This window comes from Peribacillus sp. NPDC046944, assembly GCF_050272735.1.
In the GTDB taxonomy this organism is placed as follows: domain Bacteria; phylum Bacillota; class Bacilli; order Bacillales; family DSM-1321; genus Peribacillus.
In genome coordinates, this window is record NZ_JBNNML010000004.1 from 122,182 (window position 1) to 139,316 (window position 17,135).

Genomic DNA, 17,135 nt, shown 5'->3' on the forward strand with positions numbered 1-17,135 from the left:
ATGAATGTGAATTTCGAACACACTCAAAAAGTGAAGGACTTAGAAAAAAAGTTAATCGGTTTCATGGAACAACATGTCTATCCAAATGAGGCCGTCTATCAAAAGGAATTAGAAAAACAAAACAGTCGCTGGAGTGCCATACCGCCCATTTTATCTGAATTGACGGGTAAAGCGAAGGAAGCTGGACTTTGGAATTTGTTTTTACCTGATAGTGAACACGGAGCAGGTTTAACCAATCTTGAATATGCACCACTTTGTGAAATCATGGGAAGATCCATGATAGGACCCGAAATATTCAACTGTAATGCACCGGATACGGGAAATATGGAAGTTTTGGTTCGTTATGGAACGGATGAGCATAAAGAACGCTGGCTTAAACCCTTGCTTGCCGGGGAAATAAGGTCTTGTTTTTCGATGACTGAGCCTGAAGTGGCCTCTTCCGATGCAACTAATATTGAATGCAGAATTGTAAGGGAAGGTGATGAATACGTCATCAATGGTCGAAAGTGGTGGTCATCTGGGGCTGGAGATCCGAGGTGTAAAATTGCCATTGTCATGGGTAAGACCAATGCCGAAGCACCCAAACATGAGCAGCAATCGATGATTCTGGTGCCGCTAGATACACCCGGCGTCAAAATTGAACGTATGCTTTCTGTTTTTGGTTATGACCATGCTCCACATGGACATGCTGAAATCACATTTACTAATGTCAGGGTCCCTTCTGAAAACATCCTCTGGGGTGAAGGGAAAGGATTTGCCATTGCTCAAGGAAGACTCGGACCTGGCAGGATCCATCACTGCATGAGGCTAATCGGTGCAGCTGAAAGAGCACTTGAAGAATTATGTAAGCGCATACAAGAACGTGTAGCATTCGGTAAGCCTTTGTCGAAACAGGGGGTGATCATGGAGTGGGTGGCCGATTCGAGGATTGAAATTGAACAAGCCAGACTTTTGACTTTAAAAGCTGCTTATATGATGGATACTGTTGGAAATAAAGAAGCGAAAGCTGAAATAGCCATGATAAAGGTAGTAGCTCCCAATATGGTATTGAAGGTGATAGACCGTGCAATCCAAGGCTTTGGTGCTGCAGGGGTTTCAGGTGACTTCCCGCTTGCTGCCCATTGGGCCAATGCTAGAACATTGCGGCTAGCGGATGGCCCAGATGAGGTACACCGTCAACAGGTGGCTAAAATCGAACTTCGTAAGTATCAAAAGGATGAGGTGAAAATATGAAAATAACCGAGTTATTCGACTTAACTGGAAAGACGGCGATAATTACTGGCGGTGGAAGGGGATTGGGCGAACAGATAGCGACCGGTTTTGCCGAGGCTGGGGCCAATGTCGTCCTGTGTTCAAGAAAGAAGGCCGCATGTGATGAAGTTGCAGCCCGCATGGAGGAACTTGGCGTAAAGGCGCTTTCCTTTAAATGCGATATCACAAATCCTGCCGACGTACAAGAAGTCGTGAATGAAACGGTCCGGAAATTTGGCTCCATCGATATCTTGGTGAATAATAGCGGTGCATCCTGGGGAGCATCGGCCATCGACATGCCCCTTGAGGCCTGGAACAAAGTGATGAATGTGAATGTAACGGGTACCTTTATCATGTGCCAGACTGTTGGCAGGATCATGATTGAGCAGGGATATGGAAAAATCATAAACATCGCCTCGGTTGCCGGTCTGGGCGGTACGAATCCAAACATACTGGATGCCGTTGGCTATAATACGAGCAAGGGAGCGGTCATAACCTTGACAAAAGATTTAGCCGCTAAATGGGGTCAACATAATATCAACATAAATGCGATAGCCCCGGGTTTCTTTCCCACAACCATGACGAAAGGCGTGCTAGCTAAAGGGGAAAGTCCTATTCTCGATTCCACTCCGCTCAAAAGATTAGGCAACGAGGATGACTTGAAGGGTGCTGCTGTATACCTCGCCTCAAAAGCTTCAGATTATGTGACGGGCAATATCCTGATTGTTGATGGCGGTTCTCATGTCATGTAGAAAATAGAATCAAAAATGGCTGGAGGGTATGTAATGAATAATAAAAGATGGCTGTCCGTTTATCCTGATTCAATCTTGAAGGAAATTGAAGTCCCTGAAGTCCCGGTGCAACAGATCCTCCAAAAGGCATTTGAGTCTTATCCAAGCAACACAGCGATCACCTTTTATGGGAGAAAGATTTCGTACAAAGAGCTCTTCTTTGCATCACAGGCTTTTGCTTCCGCCCTTCAAAAAAAGGGAGTGCAAAAGGGTGATCGAGTTGCCCTCATGCTACCTAACTGTCCTCAATACGTTATCGCCTATTATGGGGCCTTGACGGCAGGAGCAATCATTACCCAAGTCAATCCAATGTTGGTCGAAAGGGAGCTTCAGCAAATTCTACAGGATTCGGGAGCCGAGACCATTGTCGTTTTAGATGGATTGTATCCAAAAGTGAAGAGCGTACAGCCTAATGGGAATGTGAAAAATGTCATTGTAGTCAGTCTCCAGACATCTGAAGCAGATTTTCAACCCGATGTTGCTTTTGACCAGTTTTTGAAAACGGGTGACGGTAACATAATCCCTGTTTCATTTGATTCTGTAAATGATATAGCCGTCCTTCAATATACAGGAGGAACAACGGGACGATCCAAGGGTGCCATGCTGACGCATCGCAACATTTTGGCCAATGTCATTCAGTCTTATGAATTTTTTAAACATGAGTTAAAAATGGGAAGGGAACGAACGTTGACGGTCATCCCGCTTTTCCATGTGTTTGGGATGCAGTCTGCAATGAATTTGTCCATTTATACTGCGGGGGATTCGATTATGCTCCCTCGTTTTGAAATAGAAGAAGTACTTGAAACAATCAAGCGTGAACAGCCAACTACTTTTCCAGGTGTACCGACAATGTACGTCGCTTTGACGAATCATCCTAAAGCCGAAGAATACGGCATGGATTCTATACACCTTTGTAATAGTGGCAGTGCACCGATGCCCGTTGAGTTGCTTCGTGAATTCGAGAGGAAATCAGGTGCGAAGATATTGGAAGGATATGGACTTTCGGAAGCATCCCCAACCACACATTGCAATCCGGCGTTTGCTGAAAGAAAGCCAGGGAGCGTGGGGATTGGTTTCCCATCGACGGATTATAAAGTAGTGGACCTGGGGGAGGGATTGAGTGAAGTATCACCAGGAGAATTGGGAGAACTGGTGGTTAAAGGCCCACAAGTGATGAAAGGGTACTGGAACATGCCGGAGGAGACAGCGGTCACATTGAGAGATGGATGGCTTTATACGGGGGACATCGCCAAAGTGGATGAGGATGGATATCTCTATATTGTAGATCGGAAAAAGGATTTAATCATTGCTAGCGGATATAACATTTATCCGCGTGATGTGGAAGAGGTACTTTATGAGCATCCAGCCGTCCAGGAAGCGGTGGTAATCGGAGTTCCAGATGCGTATAGGGGAGAAAGCGTAAAAGCGGTACTTGTTCTTAAAAGTAACCAGGAAACCAGCGAACAGGAAATCATCGATTATTGCCGGAAAAACTTATCGGCTTATAAAGTCCCTCAATTAGTTGAATTTCGAGATGCACTTCCAAAAACAAATGTCGGGAAGATTTTAAGGCGCGCTTTAAGAGAAGAAATGACTAGGAAATAAGAAGAGGCATGATTGTACGAAAGCCTATGGTATCAATTCAACTGATAGTTTAACAGAATGCGGGGATTACACACATGAAAGATAAAATGACGGAACATGGCATACGCTTATTCGAACAGAAAGGCTTCAGCGAAACGTCCATTCAGGATATTGTCGAATCGGTAGGGGTGACAAAAGGAACGTTTTATTATTACTTTACAAGTAAAGAACAGCTACTGATGGATATTCATCTCGCTTATATCAATGAACTGCTAACTGGGCAGGAAACGATTCTTCAGGATACTAGTAAAGGATGTAAGGATAAGCTGTTCGATATGGTTTATATGCTTTTAAAAAGCATCAAGTCCAAAAAGTCGAGTGCAACCATCTTTTTCCGCGAAATGAAAAACCTCAGCAAAGATAAATTGGATCAAATCCTTCCGAAGCGGGATGAATTCCGCAATAAAATAGAAGGATTGTTGATAGAGGGGGGCAAACGGGGGGAATTCCGTTCTACTCTTGATACCTCTATTATCTCATTTGCCATTTTGGGTGTGGTCAATTGGAGTTATCAATGGTTCGACCCTGATGGAAAAAAGACAGATCGGGAAGTAGCCGAAATATTCATGGAAATGATTTTACATGGAATTAATGAATAAACGAGTTAAAAAGGGAGGGTGACTCAATGTCGACCAATAAGATACAGTCGATATCGGTAATCGGGGCAGGACAGATGGGACATCAAATTGCGATGCTTGCTGCCCTAGGCGGATTCAATACGGTATTACAGGATGTCCAGGACACTGCTTTGCAATCGGCAAAGGAAAAGTTAGAGGCAATCATGAATAAATGGGTGCAAAAAGGAAAGCTGAGTGAAGACAGTAGATTGGCAGCCTTCACCCGTCTTCAATTTACGACCGATTTGAATAAAGCCGCCAGCAATGCCGATTTGATTATTGAGGCAGTAGTCGAAAAAATTGAAGTGAAGCAGGAAGTCTTCGCTAAGCTAGAGCAATTTGCACCGGCAAACACCATTTTTGCGACAAATAGTTCGACTATCGTGAATAGTTTACTTTCCGGGGTGACGAACCGTCCGGATAAGTTCATCAATATGCATTTCTTTTTCCCGCCTCTTGTCATGGATTGCGTGGAAGTGGTCATGAGTGATCAAACATCCGAAGAAACAGCGAAGCTTGCATTAGAAGTCACGGAGAAAATGAATCGGACAGGCATTTTACTACGCAAGGAAATTTCCGGGTTCGTCGCAAATCGCATATTGGGGGCGTTGCAACGGGAAGCCCTTTATTTATATGAAGAAGGGATAGCGGATTATAAGGACATCGATTTGATTTGCCGTAAAGCTTTAAGTCACCCCATTGGCCCATTTGAATTGATGGATTTGTCTGGTATTGATGTGGGTTACTACGTTATGCAGCAACGTTATAAAGAAACAGGTAATCCAGAAGATAAACCTAATGCCTGTATAGAGGAAAAGGTGAAACAAGGTAATTTAGGAAGGAAAACTGGAAAAGGCTGGTACGACTATACAAATCAAGGAGTGAAGAATGTATGACAAACTTAGTGAGAGTGGAAAAAGAAAATCAGCTTGCGATTGTGACAATTGATAATCCGCCGTTGAATGTGATCAGCAGACAGGTATTTCAAGGGTTGTCCGAAGTTTTCACACAACTTAAAGATGATAATGAAATTGTTGCCGTGCTCATTACCGGGTCTGGAGATATGGCGTTTGCCGCAGGTGCGGACATAAAAGAATTCCCACAAATGATGGGCAATCCAAATATGAAGGAGACGGTAAGAGAAAGCCATGGGGTTTTAACTCAGATTGACCAATTTCCTAAACCGACCATCGCTGTTTTGAATGGAATGACTTTAGGGGGTGGATGTGAATTGGCACTGGCTTGTGATTTGCGTGTTGCCGAAGTAGGCGTGCAAATCGGTTTACCGGAAGTGAAATTAGGGTTATTTCCAGGAGCTGGGGGCACGCAGCGTTTGTCGAGACTTGTAGGAAATGCTAAAGCAAAGGAAATGATCTTTACTGGAGATCCACTTTCTGCTCAGGAAGCAGAAAAAATTGGGCTCGTCAATAAAGTCGTGGATGAGGGAAGCGCATTAAACGAGTCTAAAAAGTTGGCATCCCGAATGACGAGGCATTCATTACAGGCCCTATCAAGGATTAAGAAGGCCATCGATGAAGGGAGCGAATCGACACTTGAACAAGGGTTGGAGCTTGAAACGAATCTTTTTGAGGAAATCTTTCAAACGGAAGATGTGAAAGAAGGAGTTGCAGCATTTTTGGAAAAGCGGAAACCCGCGTTCTCCCATCGCTAAAAATTAGGAGGTATATTATGCATGAACTTAATGTGAACGTGCGTTTTTCTGAAACGGATGCATTGGGACATATCAATAACACCAGTTATTTTATTTATCTTGAAGAGGCCCGAATGAAATTCTTTGAAGCGCTGGGATTGGCCTCGAATATCGAAGACTGGAATTTCTTACTTGCTTCGACAAAATGCGATTTTATTACCCAAGGGTACTTTAACCAACTCTTATCCGTTCGAACATATTTGACAAAGGTAGGGACGAAAAGCTGTGAGATGAGCCATGATATTATTTGTTCGCAAACGGGAGAGACCATCGCAAAAGGAACGGCGATATTGGTTTGCTTTAATTTCGGGGAACAAAAAAGCGAACCCATTCCTGAAACGATTAAAGAAAGATTAGTCTCGCATATTGTCCATAGCTAGTTTACTAAAGTACGAGGGGTGAAGGGAACGATGGATGATACCATTCCTGTTCGTTCAGGGGAGGAGCTCGGTGTTAAAAGACTAGAGGCATTCCTCCAGGAAAAGATAGTGGATTTGCCAAATGATCCATTGGAAGTGCAACAGTTCTCGACAGGATATTCCAATTTGACCTATCAACTTAAAGTCGGTGAGTGGGAAGCAGTATTGAGGAGACCTCCACTTGGTCCGGTCGCTCCAAAAGCCCATGATATGAAACGGGAGTACCATATTCTTTCTTCCATCCATCCGTATTTTCAAGCAGCGCCTGAACCCATCCTGTTTTCGGTTGATGTCTCGGTTGTGGGCTCCCCTTTTTTTCTAATGGAAAGAAAACATGGAATAGTAATAGATTCCAAGTTTCCTAAAGATATTGTCCCGACTGTGGAAAAGTGCCGTCAACTATCCACTATCATGGTGGATCAGCTTGCGGATCTTCATTCCATTCCATATGAAAAGACGGGATTAGCTCAAATTTCAAAGCCTGATGGATTTATGGAGAGACAGGTACACGGGTGGATTTCCAGATATGAACGGGCAAAGACGGATGAAATCAAGGAAGTGGGACCGCTCGTTGCTTATTTACAAAAGAATATGCCGCGTTATAGTCAAACCTCGATCATTCACTATGACTTTAAGATCAATAATGCGATGTTCAACCAGAATTTAAGCGAGATGGTCGGTCTTTTTGATTGGGAAATGTCGACGGTCGGTGATCCGCTGGCTGATTTAGGCGTTGCCTTAAGCTATTGGACGGAAAGTGGCGACCCAGAAATGGTCAAATCCGGTTTGGGCCAAGCATCGCTTACTACTATGGATGGTTTTTTATCAAGGAATGAATTTATCGAAGCCTATGCTGTGAGAAGCGGTAGAGACGTTTCTACCATCGATTATTATTTGACATTTGGCTATTTCAAGTTAGCTGTGATTCTTCAGCAAATCTATTATCGGTATGAATTGGGGCAGACCAAGGATATACGCTTTTCTTCATTGGGGAAAATGGTGAAAAGTTTAATTACTCATGCTGCCCACGTAGCCGCAAAGGAAGCCTGATTAGATGAAACAGACGATGCAGCATATACACTTGCTATTGAAAAAAGAAGAAATCAACAGGGACAAGCTTCTAGATGGGGAGAAAGTCGCCATCGTACTAGATGTGCTATTAGCAACCACGACCATCGTGTCTGCTCTTCATAATGGAGCGGAGCAGGTAATCCCTGTCCTGAGCCCTGCCGATGCCGAATTGAAAAGCAAAGATATGACTCAAGGGGAATGCCTCCTTGCCGGGGAAATGAGGGCCCAACCTATTGAGGGCTTCATCTATCCGAGTCCGACGCTGTTGAATAAGCTAGTTCAGGGTAAAACGCTTGTCTTATCGACAACTAATGGCACAGTGGCCCTACAAAAATCAAGTTCGGCCAAAAAGGTGTATATTGCCTCTTTACTGAATAATCCATCCGTTGCAGAAAAAATCAAAAACGTTCACCAAACGGAAACCATTGTTATTGTGTGTTCGGGCAATTCGGGTGAATTCAGTATGGAAGATTTTTATGGGGCCGGCCATTTGATTCATTGTTTGGTCAATGGGACACAAGATGCGTTCCTGTTAAATGATGCAGCGAAAGCAGCATGTGCCTTTTATAGCACGAATATCAACAGTGCCTTTGAAATCCTCCAAACTTCGCATGTTGGTCAGCTGTTTGAAAATCATGATTTAAATGGCGATTTGAGGTTGGCAACTCAAAAAGGGTCGATAACCCTTGTTCCGGAGTTGATAAATGGAAAAATACAAACTGTGAAGAATAGGCAGAGATAAAGGGTCGATAAGGTAAGAAGAAAGGTGTGAAACAATGAGATTCTCACAATCCATTGCTGTAATAACAGGTGCGGGTTCGGGTATTGGGAAAGCGACAGCATTAAGGTTAACGGATGAGGGTGCACAGGTTTTATTAGTAGGAAGGACGAAAAGGAAGCTGAAAGAAGTGGCGGCTGAGATCAATGCCCGCCATACTATCCCGCTGGCTGACATTTTTCCTGCTGATGTTACGGATGAGGAAGACGTTAAAGAGCTGGCCATGTATGTTACCGAACAATACCGGGATCTTCATATTTTGATAAACAACGCGGGAGGATCGAGGTCCTCCAAACTTTTAGATACCTCCACAGAAGTATGGGATATGATCCAAGATGTCAATTTGAAAAGTGTCTTTCTTGTCTCAAAATATTTAGGGAAGGTGATGAAAGAAGCGGCAAGCCATGAACTTGACTCTGCCGGCAATCGGGCCATCGTCAACACGGCCTCACTATCCGCCCATCAAGCAGGGGCCCATATCCCGCATTACAGTTCTGCTAAAGCTGGTGTACTTAGTCTGACGAAGTCATTGGCACTTGAACTGGCTCCATACGGAATCCGGGTTAATTCGGTATCACCGGGATTCATTGAAACTCCATTAACGGAGGATGGCTTGCAGAATGAGAAATTCCTGAAGTCGATACAAAGAAACACGGTCCTCGAAAGAGTAGGGAAGGCAGAGGAAATCAGTAACGTCATCGCATTTGTCGCTTCACCTGAAGCCTCATACATGACAGGCACCGATATCTTAGTGGATGGTGGATGGTTAATCAAATAAAGGGGGATGAAGACATGTTAAGAGAACATTTATTAACGGAGGTTTCCAATCATGTATTGCTGGTGACTTTGAACCGCCCTGAAAGCTTGAATGCCTTTAGTCCGGATATGATAGCGGACTTAACCAATACGATTGTTGATGTTCGGCAGAATTCTCAAATAAGAGCCATCGTAATCAGGGGAGCCGGACGGTCATTCTCCGCCGGAGGGGATGTCAAATCGATGGGCCAGGCCACTGCCGTACAAATGTATGACCATGTCGGTAAACTGAATGATTGTATATTGGCGATGGATTCCTGCGAGGTTCCCATAATCGCCGCGGTACACGGATTTGCTGCAGGGGCCGGTTTTAATTTGGCACTTGCTTGCGATTTAATCGTGGCTGCAGAGGATAGCCAATTTGCTATGAGTTTTTCAAAGGTAGGGTTAATTTCGGATGGAGGTGGTTCATACTTTTTACCGAAATTAGTGGGCCCGCATCTTGCCAAACAACTCTTTTTCTCGGCCGAACCGATTTCGGCCGAGCGTTTACATCAGTTAGGCGTTATCAATCATGTATTTCCATTGAATCAACTTGAAGAAGAAGTGTTAAAGATAGCCGACAAGCTGGCACATGGGCCAACAAAAGCCTATGGAATGATGAAAAAACTTGTGAGTCATTCGTTTACGGCTTCACTTGAGGAAATTCTTGAACAGGAACGGATTACCCAAACCCTAATGGGGACAACTGAAGATCATATAGAAGGGGTTACTGCATTCAAAGAGAAACGAAAGCCGAAATATACGGGGAACTAATAGAGGGGGAAGAAGATGAAAGCCATACAATTTGAAGCCTACGGTGGACCTGAAGTTCTAAAGTTGACAGAAAAGGAAAAACCGACGCCTACCGGATATGAAGTATTGATTGAAATTGACTGTGTCGGGGTCAACTATGCCGATACAGCCCGGCGGGAAGGGCAATATGTCGTACCAACGCCGCTCCCGTTTATTCCAGGTGCAGAAGTGGCAGGGGTTGTGGTGGAAGTAGGAGAAAAAGTAACCAAGATCAAGGCTGGAACTAGGGTTGTGAGTTTGATTGAATCAGGCGGCTATTCCGAATATGCCTTGTCCAATGAATTCTCCGCAATTCCATTACCGGATGAAATCTCTTTCCATGACGCGGTTGCTTTACCCCTACAAGGGCTAAGTGCGTATCACATCTTAAAGACGATGGGACGCCTGCAGGCTGGGGAAGTGGTACTTATCCATGCAGCAGCCGGGGGCGTTGGGACGCTTGCTGTCCAGCTTGCAAAGATTTTCGGGGCAGGGAAAGTAATTGCCACAGCTAGCACCGAAGAAAAATTGGAACTCGCAAAAGAGATGGGGGCGGACGTACTCATTGATTATACGAAAGAGGGATGGGAGCTCGAAGTGAGAGAGGCGACAGACGGTAAGGGCGTGGATGTTGCCCTTGAAATGGCAGGAGGGGACATTTTCAATAAGACCCTGAAATGTCTGGCTCCTTTTGGTCGCATAGTCGTTTTTGGCAATGCTAGTCGTGAGCTATATACGATGAATCCTCAGAATTTAATGCGCCGTAATCAATCCGTCATAGGTTTTTTCCTACCCCAGATCATGAAAAGGCCGGATTTGCTTGTACCGAGTATCGAAGAGCTTTTCTCTTATGTAGCCTCAGGTAAACTAAAGATGACCATCGGAGGTATTTATCCAATCGAACAGGCAGCGGCGGTTCATGAAGAAATGAACGCGCGTCAAACGAAAGGGAAATTGATTTTGCAGATTAAATAAGGAAAGAGGGTGTCCTGGAAGTTTCAGGATACCCTTAAATTTGCGAGAGCTTAATCCGTTTCGGAGCTGACATCTTTATCGGGATGGAAAAAAGGGGCTTGAGGATCTCGTTTGGCTTCTAATAGTTCCCGATTTTCAGTCGAGTTCCAGCCAATATCATTTGTCGGGTGGACCCATTCATCACCAGCCATGATTTCCGGGTCTGTATCCTCATTCCAATTTTCAAGCGGTGAATTGTCTGAGGCGTACTTACTGTCCCCGATGACCACTCCATACTCATTCACAAATGGTGCTTCTGGTTTTATTCCAGTGTTCTTGAAGCTAGGTGCATTGATTTGATGTGGCTGAGTATCTGATAAAATTGGGTTATCGAGTTTTTTCTTCATTATATCCTCCTCCGTTTTTAGTCTTAATGTACGCGAATGACGATATATTATCCGTGAATAATTTTGAACGGAATTACCCCATTCTATAATGTTAACTTTTTTTATAGAGGTGGAATGAAAATGAAAAGGAAAGCCAATGTTGATGGGGCTGTAAAAGCCAGTAAAACGCCGAAGAAGAATCAAGGAATAGATGAATTTTCAAATGAATTTGCAGCCGATGAAAATGTCATGAAGGGTGCAAACCGTAACTCTAAACAAGGCAGAAAAGGAAGAAGTTAAATGAATAAACAAACACGTAAACAACCAGAGAAAAAAGATAAGGCCCAGTACGTACGAACGGAATTCGGTATGGAATTTAGTGAAGATATGAATGCAACCGAGATCTATGAAATACTGGCCGCGAAAAATAACAAAAAGTAAATAAGGACGGACCCCACAAACAGGGGTCCGTCCTTATTCTTATTGTATTGTGCTTTCAGCCTTAGATAGTGAAAAGATACGAGAACCTTTACCACTTGGATCAAAATAGGCAAGCATGATGGAAGGTTGTTCAATTATGGTCCCATCCGTTAAGTAGGTTTCTAAATCAAACGGAAGTTCTTCAATCAAGGTATGCTTATATATTTCCTTTTCGTTCAGTTGTAAATCCCTGAAATCGGTTCCTAGGTGCTCGGGATGCTTAAGAATTTCTTCATAAATCTTAGAACGGCCATGTTTATCTAAAGAGGCTTCCCACCAAGGTTTACGTGGCTTATATTTTTGATTCTTAAAGTAATCCAATTTCATGAGACCGATGACATTATTCAATTGATCGGTTTCCCTTTTAATCAAAAATAGCTCTAATCGCTTGAATAAATCTTCAAGCTGATGCCCAATGCGTGACCAGCCCTGCTCATCCCAATAGGTGCCGAATTCCTGGAAGAAGTCGAATGGGGAGGTAAATACCGTTTCTACAAGGAACTCGGTTGTATGGTTCATTCGATGATCGTTCCAGTATTTTTCAAGGACATCTTCGACTTGTTTAATGCGGACAATATCATCAAAGGTTAAAACATTGTTTCCCAGGATTTCGTAAGGGGCATGATCACTGTAAATATAATCGTGTTCATCCGCTCTAATGCGCAGCCCAGTGCCACGCAACATTTTTAAGAATCCGAGTTGCATCTCTTCGGGGCGTAGTGCAAAAACATCATTGAAGGTCTTTCTGAATGAAAAATAATCTTCTTCAGGCAGGCCAGCAATTAAATCGAGATGCTGATCTATTTTCTGTCCGTCTTTTACCATCGTGACAGTTCGGGTCAACTTTTCGAAATTCTGTCTTCTCATCACGAGATCATTTGTATGATCATTCGTAGACTGTACACCGATTTCAAAACGGAACAATCCGGCAGGCGCATGATCGTTCAAGAATTGAATGACTTCCGGGCGCATGATGTCAGCCGTGATTTCGAACTGAAAAACGACTCCAGGTTGATGCTCATCAATTAAAAACCTGAACATCTCCATCGCATAGCTCCGGCTAATGTTAAATGTACGATCGACAAACTTAATCGTTCTTGCCCCATTATCCATCAAATACCTGATGTCTTCTTTAATTTTTTCGCGGTCAAAATAGCGCACACCCACTTCAATCGATGATAGGCAGAACTGACAGCTGAACGGACAGCCACGGCTTGTCTCGATATACGTCACCCGTTTGGATATCTCATTACGATCTTCCTCTAAACGGTATGGTGAGGGAAGGGATTTCAGGTCCACCTTGCCATTCTGGGGCTGAATCACCTTTTTACCATCTTGCCGATAAGCAATTCCACTAACTTTCTTATAGTTGTGTTCCCCTTCTATTTCGGAAAGCAGGTCCTTGAAGGTTACTTCCCCCTCGCCAATGACAATAAAATCAGCACCTGGAATTTGATCTAGCCAATCATGAACATCGTAGGTCACTTCAGGACCACCGAGGATGATAACCAGTTCAGGATTGATCTTTTTAAGCATCGCCACGACTTTCATGGTTTCTTCGATATTCCATATATAACAACTGAATCCGATTACATCCGGCTTTTTGGAATAGAGGTCGCCGACGATGTTCATAATCGGATCTTTGATGGTGTATTCCGCAAGCTGTGCATCGTATTCCGGTTGGGCATAAGCCTTCAGGTATCGTATGGATAGAGATGTATGGATGTATTTTGCATTAAGAGTACTAATAATTATATTCATAAAAAATGGCGCAATGAAAGCGCCTATCTCCTTTCGTGTACATGTTATCTAAAAGCCAACAAGCACTAACGAATAATTGTACCATAGTCTCTTGGTTTTGGAAAACCACTTACAGTATAAAATGTTAAATAGAAGAAAATAAAAGGACAACCCTATGGCTGCCCTTTTTGTTCTAAAACCTGGTAGTAGATTGTTTATGTTCTTTACTAGGCTTTATATATTCTTTAACTTTACGAGCGAACTGTTTGGTCCTGGATATTTTCAATTCGATAATGGGCTGTGCCATGGAACCTATGATTTCGCTTGAAAGCATAACTGTAATCAAGAAGGAAAGCCCGGCTAGCATGATGAAGCTTTCGGTGTTACTAAAGTATTCCTGAAGGGTGCTTTCACGGAAAAAACGAATGAAGAAGCCGTGAAGCAAGTACACATACAGGGTTTGCTTACCCCAGTTGGTAAAGAAATATTGTTGTCTTGGGATAAAGGATAAAAAGCTAAACACTGTAATGACACTTAATCCGTAAAAACCAAGACGTTTAAACATGGATATGATGGACGCTTCCTCTAGCTCGGAATAGGGCTTAGAGCCAAGCAACCATTTATAATTGATATCTGCTTTTAAATAAAAACCGATGAAAACAACAAGGATGATAGAGAGTGATGCTATATGGACTTTAGGTGTAAATAGTCTTTTTAAATGATCTTTGTTTAAATGATACCCAATTAAAAACATGGGGAAAAATACAAACGTTCTCGATAAGCTTAGGAAATTGGAAATGAAGTCCACATATCCAATTAGCAAGGCGATTAGGAACGATAAACCTATACCGACAAGCGGCTTCAGTTTAGAGAAACCGAGAAGCATGATATTCCAGCAAAATAAACTGATCAAGAACCACAAAGACCAATGGGGGGTGAGCATGTCTACATTGAAGGAAGAACGATCATATAGAAAATAATAGTACACTGTGTAAATGATTTGGAAAATGATATAAGGTACGATCATTTTCATGGTGATTTTCGCTAAATACCCTTTTTGATAAAATCCTTTTGCAAAAAAACCGGAAACAAGGATGAAGGCCGGCATATGGAAGGAATAAATGGTTTTGTAAAGCGCATAAATCGTTTCACTATCGTTTATATAGGTGTTCAACAAGTGTCCAAAAACGACAAAGCCCATGAGAATGAACTTAGCATTGTCAAAGAAAAAATCACGTTGTTTCATAGTTGCCTCCAAATATTTATTTTTAGGAGAAGAAATCATTGTATCTCTATACCCTAAAAATAGAGATTGAAATCCATTATCATGGAAAGAGCTTAAATTTCCCTTAATTCAAAAATGAATTAAGAGAATGGCAATATAAATTTTACACGCATGACTAATTCTATTCTACTGTTTTTTTTGAAATAGCGAGGGAATTTGGGGTGGATGTCGAAAGAGATAGGTGTCGAAAGAAATGAATGGAAGTAGGTTTGGAAAGGGGTTTGAATATGAATGTAGAGTACGAGGCTGTCTGTAATGAGGAGATCAGCAGGTTGAATAAACACATCGAAGAATATAAAGAAATCTTTAATTCCATTATAGAGCCCCATATAATGATCGATGAAAACCTGAGATTCACCTATGCGAATGAGGCGGCATGCTTGTTGTTCGATCAGCCCAGAGAACAACTGGCTAAACTGAAGCTTAGTGATTTTCTTCAAGCAAGTACCTTACTTGCAGTTGATGTGGAGGGATTAAGCAGGCATAAAAAGCCTCTTAAGAAAAGGAAAGCGGTACAACTCCATAATGGAAACATGAGGGAGTTTGAGTTTATACAGGTTGGGACACTTTCAGGTGGAAAGAGGATTTTTCGTTTGGAGGATGTGTCTGAAATCGATCAGGTCGGGAATTTGATGCCACCGCAAATGGTTTTGGATAATTTCGATACAGCAAGAGAGGGTATTCTCCTTTTAAGTCGTAAAGGACTTATATTAGAGGCAAACTCCGCATTCATGAATGGTTTGAAAATCAATAAAAGAGATCTTATTGGGAAAAGACTATCAGATTTGGTGACACATGATGATAAGTCACAGCTAGACGAAGGGGTTAGTGAAATTTTTACAACATTGAATTCTATGGGTGAATTGGAGGTAACCCTACATGGGAAGCCTTGTCGTTTTACTTTTTCAACCCGTACACCAGTCGGAAATGAATTATTCATAACGACGTTTTCGAAGATCACTGAATCGAATATTATTGAAAAGAAATTAGAGTCGAGCGAAAGGATTTTTGCCGAGTTATTTGATCAATCAATGGAAGGAATCGTTTTTTGGAATGAGGCCGGTGTTATTTTTCGAGTCAATCAATCAGCCTGTAAAATATTTGAATCCACTAAGGAAGAAATGATTGGCAGTGACATATGGAAATTCATCTATAAGGAAAATCGTTATTTTAAAAGAATGCTTGCTACTTTTGAAAGAGACGGCCAAGTCAGGGATGATATTTTTTATAAGATGCCAAACAATCAAATCAAATTACTTGAATTAACGGCAAAGAAACATGAGGGCGATGGGTATAATGTAACCATCTTTCGTAATGTAACCGAACGCTGGGAAATAGAAAAAGAATTAAGGAAAAGTGAAGAGAAATTCAGGAAAATTTTTGAGGGGTCACTTGATGGGTTGATCTTATGGAACAAGGATGGATTTACGGACTTTAATGAATCAGGTAAGGCAATACTGGAAATCTCTAAGGAAAAACTCCTTTCTCTAACCGTAAAGGAATTCATCGGAAAAGTACCGGAAAATGCAATTGATTTGAATGCACATGTGGAAGCGGTATATAAAAAAGGAGTGTATTCTTCCATCATTCCACTAAAATTCGAAGATGGAAGGATTAAGCATATTGAATTTTTAACAAGAGGCAATCTGTATTCAAACCTGAATTTAACCATTTTTCGCAATGTAAGTGAAAGGCTTGAAATGCAAGAACAAATTAGGAAATCGGATACCTTACATGTTGTTGGTGAACTTGCCGCCGGAATCGCCCATGAAATTAGAAACCCCATGACAGCTTTAAAAGGTTTCATCCAACTGCTTGAAGATTTGGTCAAAGAGGATTTCTCTACTTATTTTCACATAATCACTTCAGAAATACAGCGCATCGAGACGATTATTACAGAGTTCCTGGTTTTGGCTAAACCGCAGGCCCTTCAATATTTGGAACAAGACTTGCACATCATCCTGAAAGAGACACTGGAGCTTTTAGCGGCACAAGCTTTACTTAATAATGTCCGCTTTGAGACAGATTTTGAGGGAATTGCATGCAACATATTCTGTGAAGCAAATCAGTTAAAACAAGTATTTATCAATATTATTAAAAATGCACTGGAAGTCATGCCGGATGGCGGCACAATTCGTATCCAATCGAGCCAAGTGTCAAATAGCCACGTTCGCATCTCGATTATTGACCAAGGAAACGGGATATCCAAAGAAAAGTTAAAAAAGTTAGGTGAGCCATTTTATACGACAAAGGAAAGAGGGACTGGCCTCGGATTGATGGTCAGCTATAAAATCATAGAAGAACATAATGGATATATCGAAGTGGAAAGCGAAGTCGATAAAGGGACAGTTTTTCATATCTATTTGCCCATTAAAAGTGAAGCTTAGAGGATGATGCCAATTGGGTAACTGGTTCTTT

General features: G+C 42.3%; 18 protein-coding genes. 15 read left to right on the forward strand and 3 right to left on the reverse strand.

Features of this window, described 5'->3' with window-relative positions:
- The first annotated feature begins 63 nt into the window (after positions 1 to 63).
- The 12 genes from ACQKIC_RS08835 (at position 64) to ACQKIC_RS08890 (ending at position 10,847) form a co-directional block, all read left to right on the forward strand.
- The gene (locus ACQKIC_RS08835; RefSeq protein ID WP_402956487.1) at positions 64 to 1,233 is read left to right on the forward strand and encodes an acyl-CoA dehydrogenase family protein; all 1,170 of its coding nucleotides are present in this window, start codon (positions 64 to 66) and stop codon (positions 1,231 to 1,233) included.
- Entirely contained in the window at positions 1,230 to 2,003 is a 774-nt protein-coding gene (locus ACQKIC_RS08840) for an SDR family oxidoreductase (RefSeq protein ID WP_407408058.1), read from the forward strand. The genes ACQKIC_RS08835 and ACQKIC_RS08840 overlap by 4 nt, the downstream gene beginning before the upstream one ends.
- Positions 2,004 to 2,036: 33 nt before the next feature.
- Positions 2,037 to 3,647 carry a long-chain-fatty-acid--CoA ligase gene (locus ACQKIC_RS08845; protein WP_407408057.1) on the forward strand — a complete coding sequence of 537 codons (1,611 nt, stop codon included), beginning with the start codon at positions 2,037 to 2,039 and terminating at the stop codon, positions 3,645 to 3,647.
- 74 nt (positions 3,648 to 3,721) lie between these two features.
- Positions 3,722 to 4,285, forward strand: coding sequence for a TetR/AcrR family transcriptional regulator (locus tag ACQKIC_RS08850; RefSeq protein WP_407408055.1), 564 nt, complete (start codon positions 3,722 to 3,724; stop codon positions 4,283 to 4,285).
- Positions 4,286 to 4,311: 26 nt separating this feature from the next.
- Positions 4,312 to 5,199, forward strand: a complete 888-nt coding sequence (locus tag ACQKIC_RS08855) for a 3-hydroxyacyl-CoA dehydrogenase family protein (RefSeq protein ID WP_402956082.1) — start codon at positions 4,312 to 4,314, stop codon at positions 5,197 to 5,199.
- A complete protein-coding gene (locus ACQKIC_RS08860; RefSeq protein WP_407408052.1) occupies positions 5,196 to 5,975 on the forward strand; it encodes an enoyl-CoA hydratase/isomerase family protein in 780 nt (259 codons plus the stop codon). The genes ACQKIC_RS08855 and ACQKIC_RS08860 overlap by 4 nt, the downstream gene beginning before the upstream one ends.
- Before the next feature lie 17 nt (positions 5,976 to 5,992).
- Positions 5,993 to 6,394, forward strand: a complete 402-nt coding sequence (locus ACQKIC_RS08865; protein ID WP_402867940.1) for an acyl-CoA thioesterase — start codon at positions 5,993 to 5,995, stop codon at positions 6,392 to 6,394.
- 30 nt (positions 6,395 to 6,424) lie between these two features.
- A complete protein-coding gene (locus tag ACQKIC_RS08870; RefSeq protein ID WP_427591042.1) occupies positions 6,425 to 7,483 on the forward strand; it encodes a phosphotransferase family protein in 1,059 nt (352 codons plus the stop codon).
- A gap of 4 nt (positions 7,484 to 7,487) precedes the next feature.
- On the forward strand, positions 7,488 to 8,246 hold the full coding sequence (locus ACQKIC_RS08875) for a 2-phosphosulfolactate phosphatase (protein WP_427591043.1): 759 nt from the start codon (positions 7,488 to 7,490) through the stop codon (positions 8,244 to 8,246).
- A gap of 34 nt (positions 8,247 to 8,280) precedes the next feature.
- Positions 8,281 to 9,060 (forward strand): SDR family NAD(P)-dependent oxidoreductase, encoded by a 780-nt coding sequence (locus ACQKIC_RS08880; RefSeq protein ID WP_402867943.1) that lies wholly within the window; start codon positions 8,281 to 8,283, stop codon positions 9,058 to 9,060.
- Between the two features lie 14 nt (positions 9,061 to 9,074).
- Positions 9,075 to 9,854, forward strand: a complete 780-nt coding sequence (locus tag ACQKIC_RS08885) for an enoyl-CoA hydratase/isomerase family protein (RefSeq protein WP_402867944.1) — start codon at positions 9,075 to 9,077, stop codon at positions 9,852 to 9,854.
- A gap of 15 nt (positions 9,855 to 9,869) precedes the next feature.
- Positions 9,870 to 10,847 (forward strand): quinone oxidoreductase family protein, encoded by a 978-nt coding sequence (locus ACQKIC_RS08890; protein ID WP_427591045.1) that lies wholly within the window; start codon positions 9,870 to 9,872, stop codon positions 10,845 to 10,847.
- A 50-nt stretch (positions 10,848 to 10,897) separates the two neighbouring features.
- Here ACQKIC_RS08890 and ACQKIC_RS08895 read toward each other — a convergent pair whose 3' ends face one another.
- On the reverse strand, positions 10,898 to 11,233 hold the full coding sequence (locus tag ACQKIC_RS08895; RefSeq protein WP_427591046.1) for a DUF3905 domain-containing protein: 336 nt from the start codon (positions 11,231 to 11,233) through the stop codon (positions 10,898 to 10,900).
- A 120-nt stretch (positions 11,234 to 11,353) separates the two neighbouring features.
- Between ACQKIC_RS08895 and ACQKIC_RS08900 the strand changes: the two genes are divergently transcribed.
- Positions 11,354 to 11,512 carry a hypothetical protein gene (locus ACQKIC_RS08900; RefSeq protein ID WP_402867950.1) on the forward strand — a complete coding sequence of 53 codons (159 nt, stop codon included), beginning with the start codon at positions 11,354 to 11,356 and terminating at the stop codon, positions 11,510 to 11,512.
- Positions 11,513 to 11,653 carry a hypothetical protein gene (locus ACQKIC_RS08905; RefSeq protein WP_402867952.1) on the forward strand — a complete coding sequence of 47 codons (141 nt, stop codon included), beginning with the start codon at positions 11,513 to 11,515 and terminating at the stop codon, positions 11,651 to 11,653.
- A 39-nt stretch (positions 11,654 to 11,692) separates the two neighbouring features.
- On the opposite strand, the gene ACQKIC_RS08910 is transcribed toward ACQKIC_RS08905, so the two are convergent.
- Both ACQKIC_RS08910 and ACQKIC_RS08915 read right to left on the reverse strand, forming a co-directional pair.
- Entirely contained in the window at positions 11,693 to 13,453 is a 1,761-nt protein-coding gene (locus ACQKIC_RS08910) for a B12-binding domain-containing radical SAM protein (protein ID WP_402867954.1), read from the reverse strand.
- A gap of 172 nt (positions 13,454 to 13,625) precedes the next feature.
- Positions 13,626 to 14,678 (reverse strand): acyltransferase family protein, encoded by a 1,053-nt coding sequence (locus ACQKIC_RS08915; protein ID WP_402867956.1) that lies wholly within the window; start codon positions 14,676 to 14,678, stop codon positions 13,626 to 13,628.
- A gap of 266 nt (positions 14,679 to 14,944) precedes the next feature.
- Here ACQKIC_RS08915 and ACQKIC_RS08920 point away from each other — a divergent pair, with 266 nt between their 5' ends.
- A complete protein-coding gene (locus ACQKIC_RS08920; protein WP_427591047.1) occupies positions 14,945 to 17,104 on the forward strand; it encodes a PAS domain-containing protein in 2,160 nt (719 codons plus the stop codon).
- Positions 17,105 to 17,135: the final 31 nt, after the last annotated feature.